At 28.4% G+C, this 20,293-nt stretch carries 34 protein-coding genes; 29 read left to right on the forward strand and 5 right to left on the reverse strand.

Features of this window, described 5'->3' with window-relative positions:
- Positions 1 to 300 precede the first annotated feature (300 nt).
- The 4 genes from IC173_RS18280 to IC173_RS18295 form a co-directional block, all read right to left on the reverse strand.
- Entirely contained in the window at positions 301 to 1,431 is a 1,131-nt protein-coding gene (locus IC173_RS18280; protein ID WP_227856042.1) for a site-specific integrase, read from the reverse strand.
- A gap of 239 nt (positions 1,432 to 1,670) precedes the next feature.
- Positions 1,671 to 2,177: an ImmA/IrrE family metallo-endopeptidase gene (locus IC173_RS18285; RefSeq protein WP_227856043.1), complete on the reverse strand. Its 507-nt coding sequence runs from the start codon at positions 2,175 to 2,177 to the stop codon at positions 1,671 to 1,673.
- A gap of 75 nt (positions 2,178 to 2,252) precedes the next feature.
- Entirely contained in the window at positions 2,253 to 2,801 is a 549-nt protein-coding gene (locus IC173_RS18290; RefSeq protein WP_227482450.1) for a helix-turn-helix transcriptional regulator, read from the reverse strand.
- 11 nt (positions 2,802 to 2,812) lie between these two features.
- Positions 2,813 to 3,154 carry an XRE family transcriptional regulator gene (locus IC173_RS18295; protein ID WP_227482451.1) on the reverse strand — a complete coding sequence of 114 codons (342 nt, stop codon included), beginning with the start codon at positions 3,152 to 3,154 and terminating at the stop codon, positions 2,813 to 2,815.
- 176 nt (positions 3,155 to 3,330) lie between these two features.
- Here IC173_RS18295 and IC173_RS18300 point away from each other — a divergent pair, with 176 nt between their 5' ends.
- The 3 genes from IC173_RS18300 to IC173_RS18310 are packed head-to-tail and all read left to right on the forward strand — an operon-like array spanning position 3,331 to position 4,624.
- The gene (locus IC173_RS18300; RefSeq protein WP_227482452.1) at positions 3,331 to 3,534 is read left to right on the forward strand and encodes a helix-turn-helix domain-containing protein; all 204 of its coding nucleotides are present in this window, start codon (positions 3,331 to 3,333) and stop codon (positions 3,532 to 3,534) included.
- A 47-nt stretch (positions 3,535 to 3,581) separates the two neighbouring features.
- Positions 3,582 to 4,391 carry a phage antirepressor gene (locus IC173_RS18305; RefSeq protein WP_227482453.1) on the forward strand — a complete coding sequence of 270 codons (810 nt, stop codon included), beginning with the start codon at positions 3,582 to 3,584 and terminating at the stop codon, positions 4,389 to 4,391.
- Between the two features lie 50 nt (positions 4,392 to 4,441).
- Complete coding sequence (locus tag IC173_RS18310) at positions 4,442 to 4,624, forward strand: hypothetical protein (protein WP_227482454.1); 183 nt, start codon at positions 4,442 to 4,444, stop codon at positions 4,622 to 4,624.
- Here the strand turns inward: IC173_RS18310 and IC173_RS18315 are convergent.
- Entirely contained in the window at positions 4,613 to 4,924 is a 312-nt protein-coding gene (locus IC173_RS18315) for a hypothetical protein (protein WP_021372451.1), read from the reverse strand. The two genes, IC173_RS18310 and IC173_RS18315, sit on opposite strands and share 12 nt — an antisense overlap.
- A 76-nt stretch (positions 4,925 to 5,000) precedes the next feature.
- Between IC173_RS18315 and IC173_RS18320 the strand changes: the two genes are divergently transcribed.
- The 26 genes from IC173_RS18320 (at position 5,001) to IC173_RS18440 (ending at position 20,290) form a co-directional block, all read left to right on the forward strand.
- The gene (locus tag IC173_RS18320) at positions 5,001 to 5,198 is read left to right on the forward strand and encodes a helix-turn-helix domain-containing protein (RefSeq protein ID WP_227482455.1); all 198 of its coding nucleotides are present in this window, start codon (positions 5,001 to 5,003) and stop codon (positions 5,196 to 5,198) included.
- Between the two features lie 30 nt (positions 5,199 to 5,228).
- Positions 5,229 to 5,609 carry a helix-turn-helix domain-containing protein gene (locus tag IC173_RS18325; protein ID WP_227482456.1) on the forward strand — a complete coding sequence of 127 codons (381 nt, stop codon included), beginning with the start codon at positions 5,229 to 5,231 and terminating at the stop codon, positions 5,607 to 5,609.
- A gap of 26 nt (positions 5,610 to 5,635) precedes the next feature.
- A complete protein-coding gene (locus tag IC173_RS18330) occupies positions 5,636 to 5,863 on the forward strand; it encodes a hypothetical protein (protein ID WP_227437496.1) in 228 nt (75 codons plus the stop codon).
- Positions 5,864 to 5,878: 15 nt separating this feature from the next.
- Complete coding sequence (locus IC173_RS18335; protein WP_227437494.1) at positions 5,879 to 6,127, forward strand: hypothetical protein; 249 nt, start codon at positions 5,879 to 5,881, stop codon at positions 6,125 to 6,127.
- 74 nt (positions 6,128 to 6,201) lie between these two features.
- Positions 6,202 to 6,483: a hypothetical protein gene (locus IC173_RS18340; RefSeq protein WP_227856044.1), complete on the forward strand. Its 282-nt coding sequence runs from the start codon at positions 6,202 to 6,204 to the stop codon at positions 6,481 to 6,483.
- Complete coding sequence (locus IC173_RS18345) at positions 6,470 to 7,108, forward strand: ERF family protein (RefSeq protein ID WP_227856045.1); 639 nt, start codon at positions 6,470 to 6,472, stop codon at positions 7,106 to 7,108. Before IC173_RS18340 ends, IC173_RS18345 begins: the two co-directional genes overlap by 14 nt.
- Complete coding sequence (locus tag IC173_RS18350; RefSeq protein WP_227437490.1) at positions 7,109 to 8,014, forward strand: DnaD domain protein; 906 nt, start codon at positions 7,109 to 7,111, stop codon at positions 8,012 to 8,014. It abuts the gene before it with no gap.
- Between the two features lie 19 nt (positions 8,015 to 8,033).
- Entirely contained in the window at positions 8,034 to 8,450 is a 417-nt protein-coding gene (locus tag IC173_RS18355) for a single-stranded DNA-binding protein (RefSeq protein WP_227856046.1), read from the forward strand.
- 29 nt (positions 8,451 to 8,479) lie between these two features.
- Complete coding sequence (locus IC173_RS18360; RefSeq protein WP_021426509.1) at positions 8,480 to 8,842, forward strand: hypothetical protein; 363 nt, start codon at positions 8,480 to 8,482, stop codon at positions 8,840 to 8,842.
- Entirely contained in the window at positions 8,842 to 8,976 is a 135-nt protein-coding gene (locus IC173_RS20815) for a hypothetical protein (protein ID WP_021362347.1), read from the forward strand. Before IC173_RS18360 ends, IC173_RS20815 begins: the two co-directional genes overlap by 1 nt.
- Positions 8,977 to 9,255: 279 nt before the next feature.
- Positions 9,256 to 9,450 (forward strand): hypothetical protein, encoded by a 195-nt coding sequence (locus IC173_RS18365; RefSeq protein ID WP_021426507.1) that lies wholly within the window; start codon positions 9,256 to 9,258, stop codon positions 9,448 to 9,450.
- A gap of 30 nt (positions 9,451 to 9,480) precedes the next feature.
- On the forward strand, positions 9,481 to 9,897 hold the full coding sequence (locus IC173_RS18370; protein ID WP_021426506.1) for a DUF1064 domain-containing protein: 417 nt from the start codon (positions 9,481 to 9,483) through the stop codon (positions 9,895 to 9,897).
- 18 nt (positions 9,898 to 9,915) lie between these two features.
- The gene (locus IC173_RS18375; RefSeq protein ID WP_021426505.1) at positions 9,916 to 10,416 is read left to right on the forward strand and encodes a hypothetical protein; all 501 of its coding nucleotides are present in this window, start codon (positions 9,916 to 9,918) and stop codon (positions 10,414 to 10,416) included.
- A 420-nt stretch (positions 10,417 to 10,836) separates the two neighbouring features.
- Entirely contained in the window at positions 10,837 to 11,043 is a 207-nt protein-coding gene (locus tag IC173_RS18380; RefSeq protein ID WP_227482460.1) for a helix-turn-helix domain-containing protein, read from the forward strand.
- Between the two features lie 427 nt (positions 11,044 to 11,470).
- The gene (locus IC173_RS18385) at positions 11,471 to 11,911 is read left to right on the forward strand and encodes a terminase small subunit (protein WP_021426502.1); all 441 of its coding nucleotides are present in this window, start codon (positions 11,471 to 11,473) and stop codon (positions 11,909 to 11,911) included.
- A complete protein-coding gene (locus IC173_RS18390) occupies positions 11,901 to 13,166 on the forward strand; it encodes a PBSX family phage terminase large subunit (protein ID WP_227856047.1) in 1,266 nt (421 codons plus the stop codon). The genes IC173_RS18385 and IC173_RS18390 overlap by 11 nt, the downstream gene beginning before the upstream one ends.
- Positions 13,167 to 13,176: 10 nt before the next feature.
- Positions 13,177 to 14,658: a phage portal protein gene (locus IC173_RS18395; RefSeq protein ID WP_227856048.1), complete on the forward strand. Its 1,482-nt coding sequence runs from the start codon at positions 13,177 to 13,179 to the stop codon at positions 14,656 to 14,658.
- On the forward strand, positions 14,658 to 16,061 hold the full coding sequence (locus IC173_RS18400) for a hypothetical protein (RefSeq protein WP_227856049.1): 1,404 nt from the start codon (positions 14,658 to 14,660) through the stop codon (positions 16,059 to 16,061). Before IC173_RS18395 ends, IC173_RS18400 begins: the two co-directional genes overlap by 1 nt.
- Entirely contained in the window at positions 16,055 to 16,294 is a 240-nt protein-coding gene (locus IC173_RS18405) for a hypothetical protein (RefSeq protein ID WP_227482465.1), read from the forward strand. The genes IC173_RS18400 and IC173_RS18405 overlap by 7 nt, the downstream gene beginning before the upstream one ends.
- 136 nt (positions 16,295 to 16,430) lie before the next feature.
- Positions 16,431 to 17,066: a phage scaffolding protein gene (locus IC173_RS18410; protein WP_227856050.1), complete on the forward strand. Its 636-nt coding sequence runs from the start codon at positions 16,431 to 16,433 to the stop codon at positions 17,064 to 17,066.
- 17 nt (positions 17,067 to 17,083) lie between these two features.
- Positions 17,084 to 18,052 (forward strand): major capsid protein, encoded by a 969-nt coding sequence (locus IC173_RS18415; protein ID WP_227482467.1) that lies wholly within the window; start codon positions 17,084 to 17,086, stop codon positions 18,050 to 18,052.
- Positions 18,053 to 18,076: 24 nt separating this feature from the next.
- Positions 18,077 to 18,331, forward strand: a complete 255-nt coding sequence (locus IC173_RS18420; protein ID WP_021426496.1) for a hypothetical protein — start codon at positions 18,077 to 18,079, stop codon at positions 18,329 to 18,331.
- A complete protein-coding gene (locus IC173_RS18425) occupies positions 18,328 to 18,690 on the forward strand; it encodes a hypothetical protein (protein ID WP_227482468.1) in 363 nt (120 codons plus the stop codon). Before IC173_RS18420 ends, IC173_RS18425 begins: the two co-directional genes overlap by 4 nt.
- A 1-nt stretch (position 18,691) precedes the next feature.
- Positions 18,692 to 19,126: a hypothetical protein gene (locus IC173_RS18430; RefSeq protein WP_227482469.1), complete on the forward strand. Its 435-nt coding sequence runs from the start codon at positions 18,692 to 18,694 to the stop codon at positions 19,124 to 19,126.
- Between the two features lie 7 nt (positions 19,127 to 19,133).
- Positions 19,134 to 19,478 carry a hypothetical protein gene (locus tag IC173_RS18435; RefSeq protein ID WP_021408083.1) on the forward strand — a complete coding sequence of 115 codons (345 nt, stop codon included), beginning with the start codon at positions 19,134 to 19,136 and terminating at the stop codon, positions 19,476 to 19,478.
- Between the two features lie 5 nt (positions 19,479 to 19,483).
- On the forward strand, positions 19,484 to 20,290 hold the full coding sequence (locus IC173_RS18440) for a hypothetical protein (protein ID WP_227856051.1): 807 nt from the start codon (positions 19,484 to 19,486) through the stop codon (positions 20,288 to 20,290).
- Positions 20,291 to 20,293: the final 3 nt, after the last annotated feature.

Here is a 20,293-nt window from a genome sequence, read left to right on the forward strand (position 1 = left end):
ATAATAAAACATAAACAACAAAACTGACATCAATAAATTATTGAAATACCAACACTTGTGAAAAAATAACAACAATAAACAAATAAAATAGATAAATATATCCAATTAAGGTATAATTAAGTTTTATTAGTTAGATTTATAATTAATATATTATATGAATTAGAGTTGCTATAAAACTGAAAGTGTTGAAATTACAATGATATAAGCGATTGTATAAAGTTAATGACTTTAGCTTTTAAAATAGATAAATGAGAGTTTGCCACCCATTTGCCACCGTAGTATATTTTTGGGTGGCAAACTCTAATTTGTAATTCTTTCAAATATATCTACAGTTTCATTTTTCATCTTATCAGTTACATGTGAATAGGTATCCATCGTAGTTGATAATTGACTATGACCTAGACGATTTTGTATGTCTTTAATGTTAGCACCATTTTCTAATAGTAAGGTAGCATGTGTATGTCTTAGACAATGGAAATGGAAGTCATTGTTTAAGGCTTCTCTAATTTGTCTTACTATAGTATCCATAGTGTGAATAGTTACTTGTTGACCATTTTCTTTAGTACATACCCAATCACTATCAAAGTAAAATTCACCATATTTTAATTTCATTTTCTTTTGATATAGTTTATGTTCTTTTAATGCTCTTACTAAGGTATCACCTGTAAATATAGTTCTACAAGAGCTTTCTGTTTTTGGTTGGCTTAATTCAAACATTCCATTCTTCTTTTTAATCAGAGTATGTTTTACTGTGATAGTTTTATTATCAAGGTCTATATCATCCCATGTTAATGCAATAATTTCACCTCTTCGCATACCAGTATAAAATCCAATTAGTAAGACTATACGCTGAAATGAATCTTGAGGAAATATATTTAATGTTTGATTAAATTCTTCTAGTGTAATAGTTTTAACTTTTTTAGTTTCTGTTTTAATTTTAGTTTTTGGTATGCTTACATATTGCATAGGATTTTCTCGTATGTGCTTGTAAGGGTAGACTGCTGATTTTAATGACCTATGTAATATAGCTTTTAATACTTGTAATGTACTTTGAGAATAGTCTTCTTTGTACTTTTTGTTTATGAAGTTTTGTAGTATTGCTGGTGTTAGAGCTTTTACTTTATAAACTCCTAGCTTTGGTTTTATATGTTTTTCTATGTTTATTCGGTAGCTTTCTTGAGTGTTGTATTTACAGTTAAGTAAAACATATTCTTTGAACCAAAAGTCGAGATAGTCTGATAAGCTGATGTTGCTTTCTTCAAATACTATGCCAGAGTTTTCATACTCATTTAGTGCTTCTCTTAAGGCTTTTTCTGCTTCTTTTTTAGTATTGCCTCCAACTCTTTCTACTTTTTTTCTTTTTCCTTCTACTATACCTAGGTCAAAGTAGTAATACCATTTGTTACTTCTTTTTCTTACTCCACCTTTCATAATAGTACCCCCTTTTTTAGAATGTATGTTTGTTTTGTATTTATATAAAAGAGCAGATTGACTGCTCTTTTATATCCTTTTGTTATGTACAATATTATCTTAATTTTGTTTATCTGGTTTTTACTTAATTATTTTCTTAATATTCTTACAATTTTTTAGCTTTTATGTGTAGTTTATTATAATAATATTGAAATATATATTTATTAAGTAAAAAATCTATAAAAGTAGAATAAATAAGTTTAAAAAATATCCTCATATATGTAGAAATTTGGCAAATTAGTTAATACTAAAAATCTGTTACTTCCTAAGTCTAACATGCTTTTCTTTTTTGATAGAAATTCTAATCTTTTTAGTAAGAAGTTGATACTAACTTGTAATTCTTCAGCTATTTCGTATACACTTGTAGCGTGTGAATTAATAACATGTATTATTTCTTCTTCTGTTATAAGAAATTCACCTGCCCATTTTAGTGCTTTGTTTTCAGTTTTGTCTATCAAGATTTTATTTTTGTAGTTGTTTTTTGAAGATACATAATTTCCAACACTGGTAAAATGATGTCCTAATTCTTCTGCTAGTATCTCTATTAGCTTAGTATTATTTTGTTTTAATGAATTAAGCAATGATATAATTTTTAACCCTTGCTTGTTTATATACAATCCTTTTATGTCATCTGCTATTTTGTCAGTGTAGTAAATTTCTATTTCTTCATTTTTTGCTAAGTCTAAAAGTGCGTCTAGTTTTTTCATGGAAATCCCCCTATAAAAAGAATGTATGTATTACTTTTTTATATATAAAGAGCAGGTGTGAACTGCTCTAAATATTTATTTTTTATATCTATCAACTAAAAATTCTATGTAACTATTAATGTGTTCTTGAGCTTCTTTAGGTAAACTTTTATAAGCATTAATTATTTTGGATATTTCATCAGTAGTTGTGTAATTTTCAATTGAGGTTTTGCCAAGTAGATAATCAACTGACACATTAAAAAAGTCTGAAAGTTTTAACAAATCCTCTTTAACAGGTTCTCTTTTGTCAGTCTCTAACATAGCAATTTTGCTTAGTGAACAATTAAGTGATTTTGATAATTCTGTTTGAGTTAATTCTTTTTTCTTTCTTAATTTTTTTAACCTTATTGGAAAAGTTGAATTCAAGTACTTTGTTAATTGATTTGAATCATCTATGTTAATTTTTCCAATTAAGTAATCTGTAGATACTCCAAAATAGTCTGAGCAATCTTTAATAAATGATTCTTTTGGTTCTCTTAACCCATTTTCAATCCTAGATAGAGTAGATTTATTTATATTTAAGTCTGTACTTAATTTATCTAAAGAAATCCCTTTTTCAGTTCTTAATTTTTTTAATATTAACATAGATTCAATCCTTACTTTTTATATTTATTCATTAAAAATTCAATATAATCATTGAGTTGTTCTTGTGCTTCTTCTGGTAAATCTTTATGAGGATTAGCTTTATGTGCAGCTACAGTATCTATATGATTTCTAACAAGAGTTCTACCCAAAAGATAATCAATTGATACATCAAAAAAATCTGCCCAATTTTCTAAAACGTTTATTTCTGGTTTTCTTTTATTATTTTCATATTGTGATATTGTTGATTTATTAAAACTTGTAAAGTAAATTTTATTAAATTTTGAAACTAGTTCATCTTGAGTAAATTTTTTTTCTTCTCGTAATTGTTTGAAACGTTCTCCAAAAGTTGCCACAAACAACACCTCCCAATAATTAGATAATACTATAAGTTTACAGAAACGTAAACTTATGTTTAAAAAAAAACAAAAAAGTTAACAAAAAAATAAACTTACATATTGACAAGTTTTGTTTATGTGAATATAATGAAAGTATGAAGTTCACAAAAATAAAACATTGGAAGGTGAAGAATATGAAGAAAAGAAGTTTAAAAGCTGGTCGAATAGAAGCTGGATATACTCAAGAAGAATTAGCATATAAAATAGGAATAGCAAAATCCACATATAATTTAAAAGAAAATGGAAAAAGAAATTTTACAGAAAAGGAAATGATAATGATTAGCTATATTTTAAATAAAACAATGGATGAACTTTTTTTAGAAAAAAAGTTAACATAAACTAGAATTTTTTGTTCACAGAAACATCTATAAGGAGGATAGAAAGTATGAATAATTTACAAATATTTAAAAATAAGACTTTTGGAGAAATAAGAGTAATCAAACTAAATGGAGAGTTTTGGTTTGTTGGAAAGGATATCGCAGAACAATTAGGATATAAAGATACATCTGATGCTTTGAAAAGACATGTTGATGATGAAGATAAAGGAGTAGGTGAAGTACCGACTCCTGGTGGAAATCAAAATATGAAAGTAATTAATGAAAGTGGTCTTTATTCTTTAATATTAAGTTCCAAGTTGCCAAGTGCAAAATTATTTAAACGTTGGGTAACTAATGAGATATTACCAAGTATACGTAGTACTGGAGCATATAATATGATAGATTCACAACCTAAATTACCAACTACATATAAAGAAGCGTTACAACATCTTATAGAGCAAGTAGAAGTAAATGAGAAATTACAACTAGAAGGTAAAATGAAAGACCAAGTAATAAAAGAACTAAAACCAAAGGCAGATTACACAGATATGATACTTAAAAACAAAGGTCTTGTCACTATAACTCAAATAGCAAAAGACTATGGAATGAGTGGAAAAGAAATGAATAAAATACTTCATGAAAGAGGAATTCAATACAAACAAAGTGGGCAATGGCTTCTATATAAACAGTATCAAGGCAAGGGATACACTCATTCAGAAACAATAGATATAACTAGAAGTGATGGAATGACTGATGTAAAAATGACAACTAAATGGACTCAAAAGGGAAGATTGTTTTTATATGATTTATTGAAAGTAAATAACATATTACCTGATATAGAAAAAGAGTATAGTTATCAAACTTCAATGTTAGGTTAGTACTTTGAAAAATAAATACAGAATATTCAAAAAGGAGTGATTAGGTAGAAATGAAAAATAAAAAAACTCCAAAGGTAGTACCTAAGGAGCTATCAAATTTAACTGTGATGATTGTACCTAAAAATGAAGATAGTTTAAGTATTAAAATAAATAAAATTAAATCCTTAGTAGATGAATTAAACAAAGAGATTAGTACAATACCATCTGAGTTTAAATCATATTTAAAACTTTAGATTAGATTTTAAATATTCTTCTGTAGCAGTACTAAGCATTTTATCCCATGTAGAAAACTTAGTGTTTTTGGAAATGTAAATATCAAACTCATCTTTTGGAATAGCTTCAAAATCTTTTGAAGAATTAACATTGTAATTTCCAAATTTCAATAATTCATCAAAAGAAGTAAAGTTTGTATATTTGGTCATGAATTTAGAGTTACATATTTTATCAATAGGAACTTGTCCAGTTGATTCTTTAATATTTTTTTCTAAGTTTTTTAGAGATTTTTCTAAATCTTTAAATCCATTTTTACTCATTATTTTGTATCCTTTCCATGATATTTGGAATATATTCCATATTTATATTATACCATGTAGAACTGAGGTGAATCCAATGTTGATAGGCGACAATATAAGCCAAATCCTAAGAAAAAGAGATATAAAACCTTATAAATTAGCAAAGGAATTAAATATAGATGCAAGTGGTCTATATAAATTGTTGAAGAATAAAAATTCTAATCCAACTATAGATACTCTAATAAAATTAGCTGATTTTTTAGATATTACATTAGACGAATTAGTTGGAAGATAAATAATTGAAAAGAGGGGAGAGAATTTTAACATGGATATTTCTGAAAGTATAACAAAGCAATTTAGTGATAGTTTAAAAAGTTTAATAGAAATAGAGATAAATAAACAAGAGACAGATAGAGTTAAGAGTCAAACTGTTGAACAAAAGGTAAAAGTACTGGAGCCTAAAGATATAGTTGTCTTGATAAAAAGAGGTTATCCAAATTACTTGATAACAGTAGAAGAAGCAAGGGGAATTTTAAAATTAGATACAGTTTTTATGCGTAGGTTAGTGAGCACAGGCTTGATAAAATCGCTAGCTAGAGGTGATGGTAGAAAAATTTCAAGGTATGAGGTCGATGATTTTATTGAGAGAAATCAAGGTAGAAATTTGGATGAACTTTTAAAAGAAGCAGAAAAAGAAATAATCTAAAAAATTACTTTAAGGGGGTAAGTTACATGGAAGGATTAATAATAAGATTTGATTTAGATAAGTTTAAGGTAGGAAATGTAGTAAAAATAAGCTCTAAAAGACTTAATTTTGAAGGGAATTGTCTAATTGTACATGCTTCTACACATGAACTAAATTTAGCATACTATGACAAAGAAAGAGGCAGTATGGAGTATCAAGCTCTAACAATAGAAGATATAGAATGTAGTGATTATGAAATTAAATTTCTAAACTAAAAGGGGGCAAGTTATATGGAAACAGCTAGATTAATCGCAATAGGTCAAATTAGACAAGCAGAAAAGGAAATAAAAAAATTAAAGGAGCTAGAAGAGTTTGAAACTAGTAGTTTGAACTGGTGGGAGGCTGTAAAGTTTGCTAGTCAAAATATCTTAGAAGGACTAGAATTTGATATTAAATTAGAAGCTTCTGTTGAGTTTAGAGAGGTTATGATGTATCAAGAAGAACTTGAAAGAGATAGAGCGATAGATGTTCAGATATAAAGAAAAGAGCCTTTGCACAGGCTCAATAAAAAATAATATAAAATATAAGCTAATTATAGCACAAGGGGGAATAAATGAAAACAAGAAATGAAATAATTAAAGATTTAGAAGATAGATTATTTTTATTAAAATTCATGTCAGTGGATGAAGTAGACTATGATGTAAAATTTGGACAAATATCAGCATTAGAATCTTGCATAGATAAACATAGAAAAGGATGGACTTTGAAACAATTTAAAAAGCATTTAGATGAATACAAATTACAAGGGGATTGTGGTGATTATATAGACGGTTTTATGTCAGTTTTAGAAAGAAATATTAGAGAAATGGAGGAGGAAGCTGATGGAAGTGAATAACATTTACATAAAATTGATGGATGTAAGAATTAAGTTTAATAAATTAGATATAAAAAAGAGTGGTCAAAACAAGTTTGCTAACTTTAAATACTTTGAGTTGGCAGACTTTCTCCCTCAAGCTACAGAATTATTAGAAAAAGCCAAATTATGCCCTATAGTGACCTTTACAAATGACTATGCAACATTAACATTGATTAATGGAGAAAAACCAACAGAAGAGATAGTATTTACTTCTCCAATGAGAGAATTGCAATTAAAAGGCTCTAATGAGTTACAAGCATTAGGAGGAATTGAAACATATCAGACAAGGTATTTGTACATTCAGTTATTAAACATTACAGAAAATGATACTTTTGATGCTACTAGTGGAAAAGAAGATTATAAAAGAAATGACTTAATAAACTCCTCTGGTAAAGCAAATGAAAATGGTCAAATTAAGATAAGTCAAAATCAGATAAAAAGGTTGTTTTCAATAGCAAATACAATAGGGAAGGATTCAGACAGAGTAAAAAGTGAAATATATTATAAGTTTAATAAAGAAGTTAAGGACTTAAGTAAACAGGAATATGACCAGATATGTGTTGGATATGAGAAATTACAAAAGGAAAAAGGAATAATTAAGTAGGTGAGTTTCTTGAGGGACAGAGACAAAGCAACTATAGAAAAAGGAAATATACTAAGTGATGGATATGGTCTTTCCCCACAATTAGTAGCTAGAGATTCATGGTTAACAACAGGAGCAAGAGCATTATATTTCTATCTATCCAGTTTTGCAGGAGCAAGTGGGACATGTTATCCATCAAGGGATATTATGACTCATGAACTTGGTATAAATAAAGATACTTTTAGTAAATATCTAAATGAACTAAAGACGAGTGGCTATATAAAAGTATATAAAAATAAAACTAGAGAGGGAAGGATGCAAAATAATATATATGAAATAGTGTTTGATAGAAGTTATATAGAAGGTCATATATCCATTAGATGCAAGAAAGAAAATAAAAAAAAACCATGTCCGAAAAAAGCAGACATGGAACCATGTCCGAATTTACCGGACATGGCTCAACCGGACATGGAAAAGTCGGACACTATAAGTAACAGTATTATAAATAACAGTATTAAAAGTAGTATGTATATAGAGCAACCTGTGGATAACTATTTAAAAGAATTTAAGAAGCTCTATGAAGAAAATATAGGAGTAGTATATCCAGTCACAGCAGAATGGTTATTAGAAGTATCTAATGAAGTAGATATAAAAGTATTTAAAAGAGCCATAGAGATATGTGCTGAAAGAATGAGTATGAACTTATCATATTTAAAAGGCATTCTTAAAAAGTGGAAAGATGCAAACATAACTACATATGAGCAATTAGAATTATATAAATTACAACATGAAAATAAAAAATCAAGAAAATCTAGCAATCAAACAAATAAAAATAAGTTTGCTAATTTTGAACAAACATTTACTCAATATAGTAACAAAGAACTAGATGAAATTATAAAGAAAAGCCAAAAGGCTAAATTTAAATAATAATAGTGGAGGTATTAAAATGAATCAAGTTGTATTAGTTGGGAGATTAACTAGAGACCCAGAACTAAAATACATACCAGGAACAGGTACAGCAGTAGCATCATTTACAATAGCAGTAGACAGAAATTATATAAATAAAGATGGAAAAAGGAATACTGACTTTATACCAATAGAGGTAATAGGTAAATCAGCTGAATACTGTGCAAATTACATAACAAAAGGGAAGCTAGTAGCATTAGAAGGAAATATAAGAGTTGACAATTATCAAACTCAATCAGGAGAAAAGAGAACATTTACAAAAGTAAGTACAAAATCAGTACAATCATTAGAAAGTAAGAGTAAATCAAGTAATTCATATAAAGAGAGTGTACAAGATGAAACAATAGGACTAGACCCTCAAGGATTTGAAATTATAGATGATGAGTTACCATTTTAATCTGAAAAGTTAAATATGAGGTGAAATAAATGTTTAAAGTAGAAAGGTATTTTAGTGGCTCAGTAGTGGACAACCTTATTGAAGATGACCTTACATGTAGAAACTACTTAGCATTATATTGTTGTTTGTTAGGAGTTATAAAAAATGGAAAAAGAGTGTATCCTAAGCCAGAAAAGATACTGGCTGAATTTGGAGTTAAGAAGGACAGAAAAATAAAAAAAGAATTGCCAGTAAGAATTAGAAATGTTAATACAGGTGAGGTAAAAGAATTTGAGTCTATAGATGGTGCAGCCTGTTTTTTAAGATTAAAATATCAAGCAGTTTATCAAGCTATTAAAAAGAAAAGTAAAACTAGAAGTGGCTGGAAAGTTGAATACATTGAGGAGGAATAATGGAAGTTTCAAGGACAGAGTACACAATTAAGAGAGCAAAAGAGTTATATGATAATGGAGAGGATATATTTATTGCTATAGATAAGGCTAGAGAAGAATATGAGGAGATGATTAAAAGTGAATATCTTAGCTAGTGTGATATTAGTAATAGGAAGTTTTATAGCTGGTAGGGTTTATGAGTATAGATTGAATCTAAAAGAGTGCGAAAATTGTGATAATAAGTATAATGAAAAATAAGAAAGAAGTGATTCTATGAATAAAAGAATAATTTGCAATTGGTGTGGTAAGTTATTTTACATTCCAAAAGAGTCTAAAAGAATTTACTGTTGTAAAAAATGCGAGAGAAAGTCTAATAAAAGCAATAGAGAGCATCAAAATTAATTTTAAATTAGTAAAACTATGGAGGAATAGCAATGAATAAGTTTCAAAAAGCAGTTTCTCAAATGGTAAAGCAAGAGGAAAAAGAAAACTTATGGCAAGGATACGAAAATTGTAGGGTAGGTAGAAGTATACCAAGTTCAATAAGAATATATGTAAAAGGATTTAAAAGGTTTGGATATAGTGTACATGAGGTTTATAACTTTATAAATGATATTAATAAGTATTAGTAATTTTTAAGAGATAAAGGAATTATTTAATTGAGTAAATACAATAATAAGAAAATTATAATAGATGGAATTAAATTTGATAGCAAAGATGAATCAGAATATTATCTATATTTAAAAGAAAAGAAAGAAAATGGAGAAATTAAAGATTTTGGACTACAACAAAAGTTTGAATTACAGCCTAAATTTAAGAAGGATGGAAAGAACTATAGAGCTATTACATATACAGTTGATTTTGCCATATACAAATGGGATGGTGAAGTTGTTTATATAGATGTGAAAGGATACAGCACACAGCAAGGTGAACTTAGAAAAAAGCTTTTTGATTACAAATATCAAGATAAAAAATTGATATGGATTGCTAAGAGTAAAAAATATGGAGTAGATGGTTGGATAGAATATAGTGAACTTAAGAAAAAGAGAAAAGAAAATAAGAAAAAGGTAGCTTAAGTAAATAGGGGTGATGTTATGGCAAGTAAAGTTAAAAAGGAGTTTTTTATGGCAACAAAAAAGCACCTTGAGAACTACAAACAATTACATATTAATATTGAAAGTCTAAAACTTCAAATAAAAAATCTTAAAGAGTGCCATTTAGGTGATTTTATGCAAGGTTTAAGCTATGACAGCATTCCTATAAGTAAGACTAATTCAATAAGTAATCAAGTTGAAAATGAGTTAATTATTCTTGAAGAAAAGATAATAGAAAAACAGATAGAACTATATGAAATGGAAGCACTAAAATATACAATAGATGCATCCATAAGCAATTTAAAACCTATACATAAACAAATTATAAGGTATAGATATATTGAAGGCTTAGAATGGAGTTTAATAGTTGATAAAGTATACTTAGAAGAAAGACAATTAAGGGAAAGAGCTAATCAAGCTATTAGTTCAATATCAATAGCCTTATTTGGTAAAAAGGCACTAATAGAACAAGAACCTTTGTTTAAGATGTTAGATTTATAGGCAGTTAATAACTGTCTATTTTTTTGTAAAAAAGATGTATGGAAATTATTGACAATATCACGCATACGTGATATAATTAAAGTATAGAAAGGAGGTGAAAAGAAAGTGGCTAAGAAAATAAAAGAGTTCAGAAAACTCATAAAAGAATTAACTGAACTCGTACTCGAAGTTGGCACACTATTAGCAGTCATCAAAATGGTAATAGATAGCCTACATTAGTAAAACGTTAAGAGTGGAAGTTGCACCTTCCCTCTTAACTAAATTATAAAACATAGTCACTGAAAATACAATGAATAAGTACAGAGAGTTAACATTTGAATTATTGAAATTACTGTATGATACTATTAAATTGATTGGAGCATTAATCCTGTTATATTATGTTATTAACTCAATTTTATAGTAATGATTAAGGGGGATTTTATGAATCGATTTGAGGGCATTTATAGCTTTGCAGAAGCAACAAAATTATGGAGTTTGAAAGACTCTACACTTAGAAAAGCAGTTGCAACAGGAAAATTAGTTGAAAATATCGATTGTAAAAAATTTGGTCGTGATTGGGTAGTAACTATTGAAGCAATGGAAAGAGAATATGGAAAATTAGATAGTATAATGAAAGACCTAGATTAAATTCTAGGTCTTTTTATTGCCGTTTTTCTGCCGATTTTACAATTTAAAATATGAGATAATAGTATTGTGGAAATGAATATTTCTCTCTCAAAACTAAATACATATGTGGGCTAGGTTAAGGGATTCACCTAGCTTATATGAACAGACTAGGCAGGGCATGAGGATGCTGTAAGTTCAATTCTTACTATGTTCAAACTTATTAATACACTATATGTAGATATGTTGGATTAAATCCGAATTTAATTCAAATGTCTAAAAGGGTGGGGCTTGGTAACCTCACTCAATTTGCAAGTACTGGTGTGTAATCTTAGGTTCGATTCCTAAAACTTGCTCCCTTAAATATAATATGTATCCCCTAAAAATAAGACTTTAGATTAATTTTAAAGTCTTATTTTTTTATTTATAAAGCAAATAAAGAGGTGGTGGTATGGCAAATTTGACTGAAAAACAAAAAAGGTTTTGTGACTATTATATTGAAACTGGTAATGCTACAGAAGCATATAAAAAAGCATACAAAAATAACAATCAAAGAGCATCAGAAAGCAATGGAAGTAGACTGCTGAGCAATGATAAGGTTAAAAATTACATTGATGAAAGATTAAAGCAAATTGAATCAAAGAGGATAGCAGATGCAAAAGAAGTTATGGAGTATCTAACAAAAATATTAAGAAATCAGGAAAAAGAAGAGGTTGTAATAGTATCTGAAAATGGTCCTGAAATAATAAAAAAAGATGTAAGTATAAAAGACAGAAATAAAGCAGCTGAATTATTAGGGAAAAGATATGCTTTATGGACTGAAAAAGTTGACCTAGATGGAAATGTTGGAGTAACCATAATTGATGATGTAGGTAACTTAAATGATGAATAAAAAATTATCTGAAATAATAAATAAAAATTTCTATGAATTTTGGAAAGTAAGTAATAGCAATAAATATTTATATCATGTATTAAAAGGTGGAAGAGCTTCAGCAAAGTCAACTCATATAGCCTTTTGGCTAACTTTAGCTATGGTTAAATATCCTGTAAATACTGTTTGCTTTAGAAAGGTTGGTAACACAATCATGGATAGTGTTTATGAGCAATTAAAAGAAACTATAGAGATATTTGGTTTAACACATTTATTTCAGTTTAAAAAATCTCCAATGGAAATTATTTTTATTCCAAGAGGAAATAAATTTATATTTAGAGGTCTTGATGACCCACAAAAGATAAAATCTATAAAGTCAGCTAAATATCCAATTGCTTTTGCATGGTTTGAAGAGGTAGCAGAAATAAAAACAGAAGATGAGTTATCTATGGTAATTAATTCAGTGCTACGTGGAGAATTACCTAATAAATTGAATTATAAAATATTTTTATCATACAATCCTCCAAAAAGAAAGCAATCATGGGTTAATAAGAAATTTGAAACACATACATTACCTAAAAATACGTATGTTCATCATAGTATTTATTTAGATAATCATCATATATCAAAGGCTTTCATTGAAGAAGCTAATGAAATTAAAATAAGAAATGAGTTTAAATATAGATGGGAGTACTTAGGAGAGCCAATTGGTTCTGGAGTAGTCCCTTTTTCTAATTTAGAGTTTAAAACAATAACAAATGAAGAAATACTACATTTTGATAACATAAGGCAAGGTAATGACTTTGGATATGCAACAGACCCTATGGCATTTGTAAGGCTTCATTATGATAAAAAGAAAAGAATTATATATTTTATAGATGAAATATTTGGAGTGAAAATGTCTATAAGAGAATTAGCTTCTAAGATTAAATCAAAAGGGTATGACGATTTTAATGTTGTTTGTGATAGTGCAGAACCAAGAAGTATTGCAGAACTTAGAGAGTATGGAATAAGAGCATTAAAGGCTAAAAAAGGACCTGGTTCAATCGAATTTGGAGAGAACTGGTTAGATGATTTGCAAGCAATAGTAATAGACCCAAACAGAACTCCAAATATAGCTAGAGAATTTGAAAATATAGATTATCAAACAGATAAAGATGGAAATGTAAGAGCTAAATTAGAAGATAAAGACAATCATTCAATTGATGCAACAAGGTATGCACTAGAGTTAGATATGAAAACACATGGAAGAGAAAGGCAATATAACAGTAGATAGGGGGTGTAATATGTTAGATTTGATAGATATAATTCAGATGGAACTTACAGGCTTATATGGTCAAGAAGTAATACGAGAAATGGGTGAAATTATAAGGCTGTATGATAAGTATGAAGGTACAGGACAACATTGGATAGAAGAGGAACAAGATTATAAACAAACAAGAAAAAGAACAAATTACATTAAGAAGCTAATTAAAGAAGAGGCAAGGTTTTTATTTGGAAAGACACCAATATTTACAATTAGCCCAGAAAATGACTTAGACAAAGAAAAAGCAGAAGAAATAAACAAGTGTATTAACAAAATTCTAAAGAAAAATTTATTTTCAGATAAATTGATTAAGGCAGCTAGAGATTGTTTTATTGGTAAAAGGATAGCTATAAAACTACATGCAGATAAAGAAAGCAAGAGTTTAAAGATAATGTTTGTACCCAGTTTAGAGTTTATATATGAGCCTTTTGATAACCAATTTGATGAACTTAAGAAAATCGTATTTTTCCATCAAACAAATCAAGAAGTGGAAAAAGATAAACAGAGAATTTGGAAACAAAAATATGAAATGGTTAATGGGAAATGTATATTAAGTGAAGGTATATATAATGGTTATGGATTATGTATAGAAGAAATAGTAAGTGATACAGATTTAAAACTTAGTGGAATACCTTGTTATGTAATTCTTAATGATGGTTTACTTGGTGATTTAAAAGGTGAGAGTGACATAGAAGAGATATTTGATAATCAGATGGCTTATAATAAGCTAGCTTCTGAAGATATAGATACTCTTAAAAAAGGAATGAATCGTATTATATATGGTGTTGATGTTGAAGAAGAGTCAAGTAAACATTTTAAAATAAAGCCAGGTGCTTATTGGGATGTAGAAACATCTCAAACTGCTGACCAAAAACAGGCACAAATTAATACAATTCCTACTGACTTTGGATATGATAACAGAATAGAAAATTCACTTAATAGAATTAAATCAGATATGCATGAAGTACTAAATATACCACTTATAAATAATCAAGACCTTAAAGGTATGATGACATCAGGCAAATCAATGAAGGCTTTGTATTGGCAACTAATAACTAGGTGTGAAGAAAAAATGAAATCATGGAGTCCAGCTCTTGAATGGTTAATACGAGCTATGATAGAGATGATAGAAGTATATAATATAGCTCAAATACCTAAATTAGATGCAGATTCCTATGAAGTGGTAGTTGAAAATCAGTATCCATTACAAGAGGATGAGGATTCTGAGAAATTACTTGATATTCAACAAGTAAATGCTCAAGCAATGTCTAGGAAAACTTTCATTAAGAAGTGGGCTGATACTAATGATGATATAGCAGATGAAGAACTACAACAAATGTCAATAGAAAGACAAATATTAGAAGAAAGCTTCAATCTGGAAGAAGAATCAGAAGCTACAGATATAGAAGAATCAGAGGAAGAAACTGCTGAAAAAGAACCAAAAGAAGTAGTTGATGACTAATGGCGAATAAGTTCAATAAGTCTATGAAGAATGCTGAAAGAGTCAGAGATATATCTTCAAACAAAACTACTAAGAAGATAAGACAATTATATAAAGATATAGCTAATAAATATGTAAAAAAATTAAATAAAGTGAATTCTAACACATTAACTGAACAATATTTAAGAGAAAGTATAATTTATTTAAATAAAGAGTATGATAGGTTAGGAAAAAAGCTAAAAAAAGATATTGAAAGTGAAATATCAAAAGTAATAAAAACTACTACAGATGAACAATTAAGCTTTTTTAATAACATATGTGATAACTATTCAGTTAATTTAAAGCCACAATTTACTGAAATGTTTAGTAAAATTCATGAAGATGTATTAAGGCAAGTTATATCTGGTAGTATGTACAAAGATAAACTTAAATTAAGTGATAGAATTTGGAGTAATATAGATAAAACTAAGAAGGATTTAGATTACATTGTAAGTAGAGGATTAGCAGAAAAAAGAGGTAGTTATGACATAGCAAAAGATTTAGAAAAATATGTTAATCCAAAGGCTAAGAAAGATTATGATTGGTTAAAGATATATCCTAAAAGTAATAAAAAGATAGATTTTAATGCATATAGATTAGCATCTACATATATAACTCATGCATATCAAAAGACAGCTAAAGAAAGCTGTAATAAGAATCCATTTGTTAAAGGGATTAAGTGGATATCATCACATCATCCTAGAATGTGTAAGGTTTGTGCAGATAGAAATGGAAAAACATATATTCCAGAAGAATTACCATTAGAACATCCTCTAGGAAAGTGTACATTTGAATATGATATTCCAATGAATATGGAGGACATAGGTAAAGAGTTAAGAAGATGGATAGATGGAGAAGAAAACTCTAAACTTGATGAATGGTTTGATGAATATGGATTAGAGTTTGCAGGAATAGATAATAAAAAGTATAATAGTAATAAGAAGAATAATTCTAGTTCTAGGTCAAGTGGAGCTATAAGCAGAAAACTACTTGATGAAGATGGAGTTTATTTTAGAAAAGAAAAGCATGCTGAGTTGTATTATGAGGAGATAAGAAAAAGAACTTCTGATATATCTACTATAGCAAAAAATACAGGTTATAGTGAAAAGGTAATAGAAAATATAAAAAATCATGTTTTTATGAATAAGTATAACTTAGATAATGGATATAAAAGATTTGACCCAAGTTACGATATGGCTTTATCATGGCAAAGATTGATAGATGGCAAAAACATAAAGGAAAGTGATTTAATTCTTTTAAAACATGAAAGACTGGAAAAGTTTATTATGGATAGATATGGATACAATTATAAAGAAGCTCATAATATAGTTGTTAGAAAATATGATTATGATGAGAGCTTAGATAAGGAGGGATTACTTTGGTAGAATTATTTAGAATATTTAATGATGAAAACTTTGTTAAATATGAATATGTGAATGATGGAATTAAGGAAAAATCAGGTATAATAGTATTAAATAAAAAAACGAAGGAAGTTATATTTGAAAGAAAAGCTCAAAATGGAAAGTCTTTAACATTTAGAGGGAGAACAAAATATAGATTATTAAAATATGCTGAAGAAAATGTTTATCCAGAAGAAGATTATATAGCAATATATTAAAGACACTTACTTAAATTAAAGATTAGTAGGTGTTTTTTTATTGCCTTTTTTAGCTATATGTAGGCGTAAAAGAAATAAATAGCAAACTATACTAGAGAAGCAAAACTCGTATAAAAGCGTAGTGTAGGAGGTAATAATGGAAGAATTATTAAAAAAATTAGGATACCAAGATACAGACATAAAAAACATAATTGAGGGTATGAAAAAAGATAAAATTTACACTTCTAAGGAAGAAAACATAGATGAAAGATACAATAAGTTAAAAGAACAAAAAATAGCCTTAGAAGAGCAAATAAAAGGTGCAAATGATACTATATCAGATTTGAAGAAAAATAGTAAAAACAGTGAAGATATAGAAGCAAAAGTGAAAGAATGGGAAAATAAATATAATGAACTTGATAGTACAAGTAAAGCTAAAATAAAGAATATGACTATAGACTATGCTATAAATTCTAAACTATCTGGAGTAAATGAAAAATATAGAAAGCTCTTATGTAAAGAATTTGACACTGAAAAGCTGGAAGTAAAAGATACTGGAGAAATTATAGGATTAGATGAACAATTTAAAAACATATCAGAAACATATAAAGAATGGTTTGAAAGTTCTACTCCAAGTAATACTGGTTCACCAGGTAATTTCCCAAGAAAATCAAATGTAGTCAATAATCCTTTTATAAAAGAAACATTCAATTTAACAGAACAAGGAAAATTATTAAAAGAAAACCCTGATAAAGCTAAAGAATTTGCAGCTCAAGCAGGAATAAATTTATAAGAAAGAGAGTGATTTAAATGGCAGTAACAAAATTAAGTGATGTAATAGTACCAGAATTATTTAACCCATATGTAATAAACAAGAGCATGGAGTTATCAGCTCTATATCAAAGTGGAATAATTACAAATGATGCAAGTTTGAATGCTTTAGCTTCTCAAGCTGCACCAGTTGTAAATATGCCTTTCTTTGAAGATTTAAGTGGAGAATCAGAACAAATAATAGAAGATGCTGATTTAACACCAAATAAAATTACTTCAAGTCAAGATGCAGCAGCTATATTAAGAAGAGCGAAAATGTGGGCAGCTACTGATTTATCAGCAGCTATGGCAGGAAAAGACCCAATGGCAGCAATAGCAAGTTTAGTTGGAAGTTTCTGGGCTAGAGATATGCAAAAAGAACTTATAGCAGTTTTAAATGGTATATTCTTATCTGCAAATATGACAACAAATAAATTAGATATATCAGCAGCAACAGGAAATGCAGCAAAATGGTCACCAGCAGCTTTTATAGATGCACAACAGTTATTGGGTGATGCACAAGAACAATTAAAGGCTATAGCAATGCATTCAGCTACAAAATCAGCACTTAAAAAGCAAAATTTAATAGAAACTATTAGACCAGATGCAGGTCCAGACTTTGACGTTTATCAAGATAAATTAGTTATAGTTGATGATGGTTGTCCTGTAACAAAAGAAGGTGTTTATACTTCTTATCTATTTGGTAGTGGAGCAATAGCTTTAGGAAATGGTAATCCAGTAGGATTTGTAGCTACTGAGATAGATAGAGATAAGAAAAAAGGTTCTGGAGTAGATTATTTAATTAATAGAAAAACATATATACTACATCCAAGAGGTATAAAATTCACTAATGCAAGTGTAGCTAAAACAGAAGGACCTTCAAGATTAGAGTTAGGAAAAGGTGAAAACTGGACAAGAGTTTATGAACCTAAACAAATAAGAATAGTTGAATTTAAGCATAAATTATAAAATGTAGATTTAGTAGGTGATAGTATGGATTTAGAAGTTTTAAAAAATATAAAAATAGAACTTAGAGAAGAACAATCACCTTTTTTTTCTGATGATGAAATTACTTATTACTATAATAAAAACAATCAAGATTTTAAAAGTACTATGTATGAGTTATGTATATTAAAGGCTGAAAATGATAGTATCACTTTACCTGGAGGATTAAGCATGCCAGAAAATAAACTATACTGGTTAACTTTAGCAAAAAAATATAAGACAAATGGAAGTAGATGTCTATGATAGCTCAGAAAGTAAAACCAAAGATAATTAAGGCTATAAATAAGATGCCAACAGAAGGTATAGTAAAAAGAGTTGGAGTAAATGAGTTTGGAGAGCCTTCAGATGAAGAAAATATAGTTTGCAATGTAATAGGCTTATATCATGAAGGAAGTAGCTCCATAAGTCAAATAACAAAGGATAAAGGTGTTGTTATAAAAGATAAAGAGCAATATTTAATGGTTGTTTATGATGAAGATACAATAAAAATAAAACAAGGTGATTTTATGTATTTGGATAATAATAAGTTTGTTATACAGGACCTTGGAAATCAAAATAGAATGAATATTTATTTTGATTTAAAGTTAGGAAAGGTGAGATAGTATGAGAAATGGATTTAAATTTGATGCTAACAAACTACTTAATGCCTTAGTAAGTAGAGAAATGAAAACCAAAGCTGCACTAGGGGCTTATGCAGATACTTCATCTCAGTTACTAGAAAGTAATGCTAAAAATGATAGACCATGGAAAGACCATACTCATGAGGCTAAAAACAGGCTACATGGTAGTTGGGAATGGCAAGGAGATACTATAAGGATAGCACTTAGTCATGGAGTTGACTATGGATTATACTTAGAAAAAGGTACAAGACCACATGTTATAGAAGCAAGACCAGGAAGTTACTTATTTTGGGATGGAGCATCACATCCTGTTAAAAAAGTTAATCATCCAGGAAGTAGACCGTATCCAATTATAATGCCAACTATAGAGAAATGTGGACCAAGTATTATAAGGGGTCTTGATGTGATTTTAAAGTAGGTGAAACATGTTTAAAAAAATATATAAACATTTAAAAAATAAAGGTTTTAATGTGTATTCAATTGGGCAACATCAAGGATTATGCATAGAGCCTTTTTTAGTTATATTTGAAAAAGGTTCACTACAAACAACAGAAAAAAATATAATAAAAGATTTATTTGAGATATATGTATTTTATCCAATTGGACAGTATTCTAAAGTAAGTGAATACAAGACAAATATTGAAAATGTAATGGATGAAATAGTAGGAATAAAACAAGCTTATGAAGCTTTACCTATTCTTATAGATGATGAGAAACAAGCTTATTTTACAAGATTAAGTTATTATGAAAACAAACAAATTAGGAGGTAATAAATATGGCAGTACAAATATTAAATCAATACCCACTTACAGATGTTGTATTAGTTCAAATTGAAACAGTTGAACAAAATCCAGTTACATATACATTTGATACATCTGATGAGATAGGGACAGAGGAAATAATTTCTGAAGGTGAAGAATTAACATTAAAAATAAAGAAAAAAATAATAGCAAATAGAGCAGCAGAAGATACAAGCTTAGGATATGATTTAACATTAAAAGACAATGTATTTTGTCCAGAAATACTTCAAATAATGCAGGGTGGAACAATAGAAAAAGAGGAAGATGGTAGCTTTAAGAGATACTTAGCTCCTGAAGTAGGAAAGACCTTTTCTAAGAAATCTTTTAAAACAATAATATATAGTTCTGTTGTTGGACCAGGAGGAGATACTGGACAATTTGCTAAGACTACTTTCCCAAATTGTAAAGGAAAATCTGTTCCACTTAACTTTAAAGATGGAGAATATTATTCAAATGAATATGTTATAAATAGTAGACCTAATACAGGGCAATCTCCTTATGAGGTTGAAATAGTAGAAGAGTTGCCTAATGGTTATGAAGCTACAAAAGTATTTTTAGACAGTGCATCTGTATCAGGAGCAACAGCAGGAGATAAAAAGATAACAGGATTAACAGCGGGTAAAATATATAAGGTTACAGTTAATAGTGATAAAAAATATACTTTAGCGGATGGAACATTAACAAGTACTGAGTCTGATAAAGCAGCATTAACAGGAACAGAGATAATAGGATTAACAAATGGAGAAACATATAAGGTTGAAGAAGTTAGTGTAAGTATATAAATA

The sequence above is a fragment of the Clostridioides sp. ES-S-0048-02 genome (assembly GCF_020658495.1).
In the GTDB taxonomy this organism is placed as follows: Bacteria; Bacillota; Clostridia; order Peptostreptococcales; family Peptostreptococcaceae; genus Clostridioides.

What these genes read in the sequence shown, in the direction of transcription:
- IC173_RS18375 (WP_021426505.1), top strand. Translation starts at nt 9,916, where the DNA reads ATGGCAAGTAAAGTTAAAAAGGAGTTTTTTATGGCAACAAAAAAGCAC.
- IC173_RS18410 (WP_227856050.1), top strand. Translation starts at nt 16,431, where the DNA reads ATGGAAGAATTATTAAAAAAATTAGGATACCAAGATACAGACATAAAA.
- IC173_RS18420 (WP_021426496.1), top strand. Translation starts at nt 18,077, where the DNA reads ATGGATTTAGAAGTTTTAAAAAATATAAAAATAGAACTTAGAGAAGAA.
- IC173_RS18380 (WP_227482460.1), top strand. Translation starts at nt 10,837, where the DNA reads ATGAATCGATTTGAGGGCATTTATAGCTTTGCAGAAGCAACAAAATTA.
- IC173_RS18345 (WP_227856045.1), top strand. Translation starts at nt 6,470, where the DNA reads ATGGAAGTGAATAACATTTACATAAAATTGATGGATGTAAGAATTAAG.
- IC173_RS18395 (WP_227856048.1), top strand. Translation starts at nt 13,177, where the DNA reads ATGTTAGATTTGATAGATATAATTCAGATGGAACTTACAGGCTTATAT.
- IC173_RS18325 (WP_227482456.1), top strand. Translation starts at nt 5,229, where the DNA reads ATGGATATTTCTGAAAGTATAACAAAGCAATTTAGTGATAGTTTAAAA.
- IC173_RS18310 (WP_227482454.1), top strand. Translation starts at nt 4,442, where the DNA reads ATGAAAAATAAAAAAACTCCAAAGGTAGTACCTAAGGAGCTATCAAAT.
- IC173_RS18320 (WP_227482455.1), top strand. Translation starts at nt 5,001, where the DNA reads ATGTTGATAGGCGACAATATAAGCCAAATCCTAAGAAAAAGAGATATA.
- IC173_RS18305 (WP_227482453.1), top strand. Translation starts at nt 3,582, where the DNA reads ATGAATAATTTACAAATATTTAAAAATAAGACTTTTGGAGAAATAAGA.
- IC173_RS18425 (WP_227482468.1), top strand. Translation starts at nt 18,328, where the DNA reads ATGATAGCTCAGAAAGTAAAACCAAAGATAATTAAGGCTATAAATAAG.
- IC173_RS18415 (WP_227482467.1), top strand. Translation starts at nt 17,084, where the DNA reads ATGGCAGTAACAAAATTAAGTGATGTAATAGTACCAGAATTATTTAAC.
- IC173_RS18440 (WP_227856051.1), top strand. Translation starts at nt 19,484, where the DNA reads ATGGCAGTACAAATATTAAATCAATACCCACTTACAGATGTTGTATTA.
- IC173_RS18315 (WP_021372451.1), bottom strand. Translation starts at nt 4,924, where the DNA reads ATGAGTAAAAATGGATTTAAAGATTTAGAAAAATCTCTAAAAAACTTA.
- IC173_RS18355 (WP_227856046.1), top strand. Translation starts at nt 8,034, where the DNA reads ATGAATCAAGTTGTATTAGTTGGGAGATTAACTAGAGACCCAGAACTA.
- IC173_RS18330 (WP_227437496.1), top strand. Translation starts at nt 5,636, where the DNA reads ATGGAAGGATTAATAATAAGATTTGATTTAGATAAGTTTAAGGTAGGA.
- IC173_RS18340 (WP_227856044.1), top strand. Translation starts at nt 6,202, where the DNA reads ATGAAAACAAGAAATGAAATAATTAAAGATTTAGAAGATAGATTATTT.
- IC173_RS18335 (WP_227437494.1), top strand. Translation starts at nt 5,879, where the DNA reads ATGGAAACAGCTAGATTAATCGCAATAGGTCAAATTAGACAAGCAGAA.
- IC173_RS18365 (WP_021426507.1), top strand. Translation starts at nt 9,256, where the DNA reads ATGAATAAGTTTCAAAAAGCAGTTTCTCAAATGGTAAAGCAAGAGGAA.
- IC173_RS18435 (WP_021408083.1), top strand. Translation starts at nt 19,134, where the DNA reads ATGTTTAAAAAAATATATAAACATTTAAAAAATAAAGGTTTTAATGTG.
- IC173_RS18385 (WP_021426502.1), top strand. Translation starts at nt 11,471, where the DNA reads ATGGCAAATTTGACTGAAAAACAAAAAAGGTTTTGTGACTATTATATT.
- IC173_RS18430 (WP_227482469.1), top strand. Translation starts at nt 18,692, where the DNA reads ATGAGAAATGGATTTAAATTTGATGCTAACAAACTACTTAATGCCTTA.
- IC173_RS18280 (WP_227856042.1), bottom strand. Translation starts at nt 1,431, where the DNA reads ATGAAAGGTGGAGTAAGAAAAAGAAGTAACAAATGGTATTACTACTTT.
- IC173_RS18360 (WP_021426509.1), top strand. Translation starts at nt 8,480, where the DNA reads ATGTTTAAAGTAGAAAGGTATTTTAGTGGCTCAGTAGTGGACAACCTT.
- IC173_RS18300 (WP_227482452.1), top strand. Translation starts at nt 3,331, where the DNA reads ATGAAGAAAAGAAGTTTAAAAGCTGGTCGAATAGAAGCTGGATATACT.
- IC173_RS18390 (WP_227856047.1), top strand. Translation starts at nt 11,901, where the DNA reads ATGATGAATAAAAAATTATCTGAAATAATAAATAAAAATTTCTATGAA.
- IC173_RS20815 (WP_021362347.1), top strand. Translation starts at nt 8,842, where the DNA reads ATGGAAGTTTCAAGGACAGAGTACACAATTAAGAGAGCAAAAGAGTTA.
- IC173_RS18290 (WP_227482450.1), bottom strand. Translation starts at nt 2,801, where the DNA reads ATGTTAATATTAAAAAAATTAAGAACTGAAAAAGGGATTTCTTTAGAT.
- IC173_RS18285 (WP_227856043.1), bottom strand. Translation starts at nt 2,177, where the DNA reads ATGAAAAAACTAGACGCACTTTTAGACTTAGCAAAAAATGAAGAAATA.
- IC173_RS18400 (WP_227856049.1), top strand. Translation starts at nt 14,658, where the DNA reads ATGGCGAATAAGTTCAATAAGTCTATGAAGAATGCTGAAAGAGTCAGA.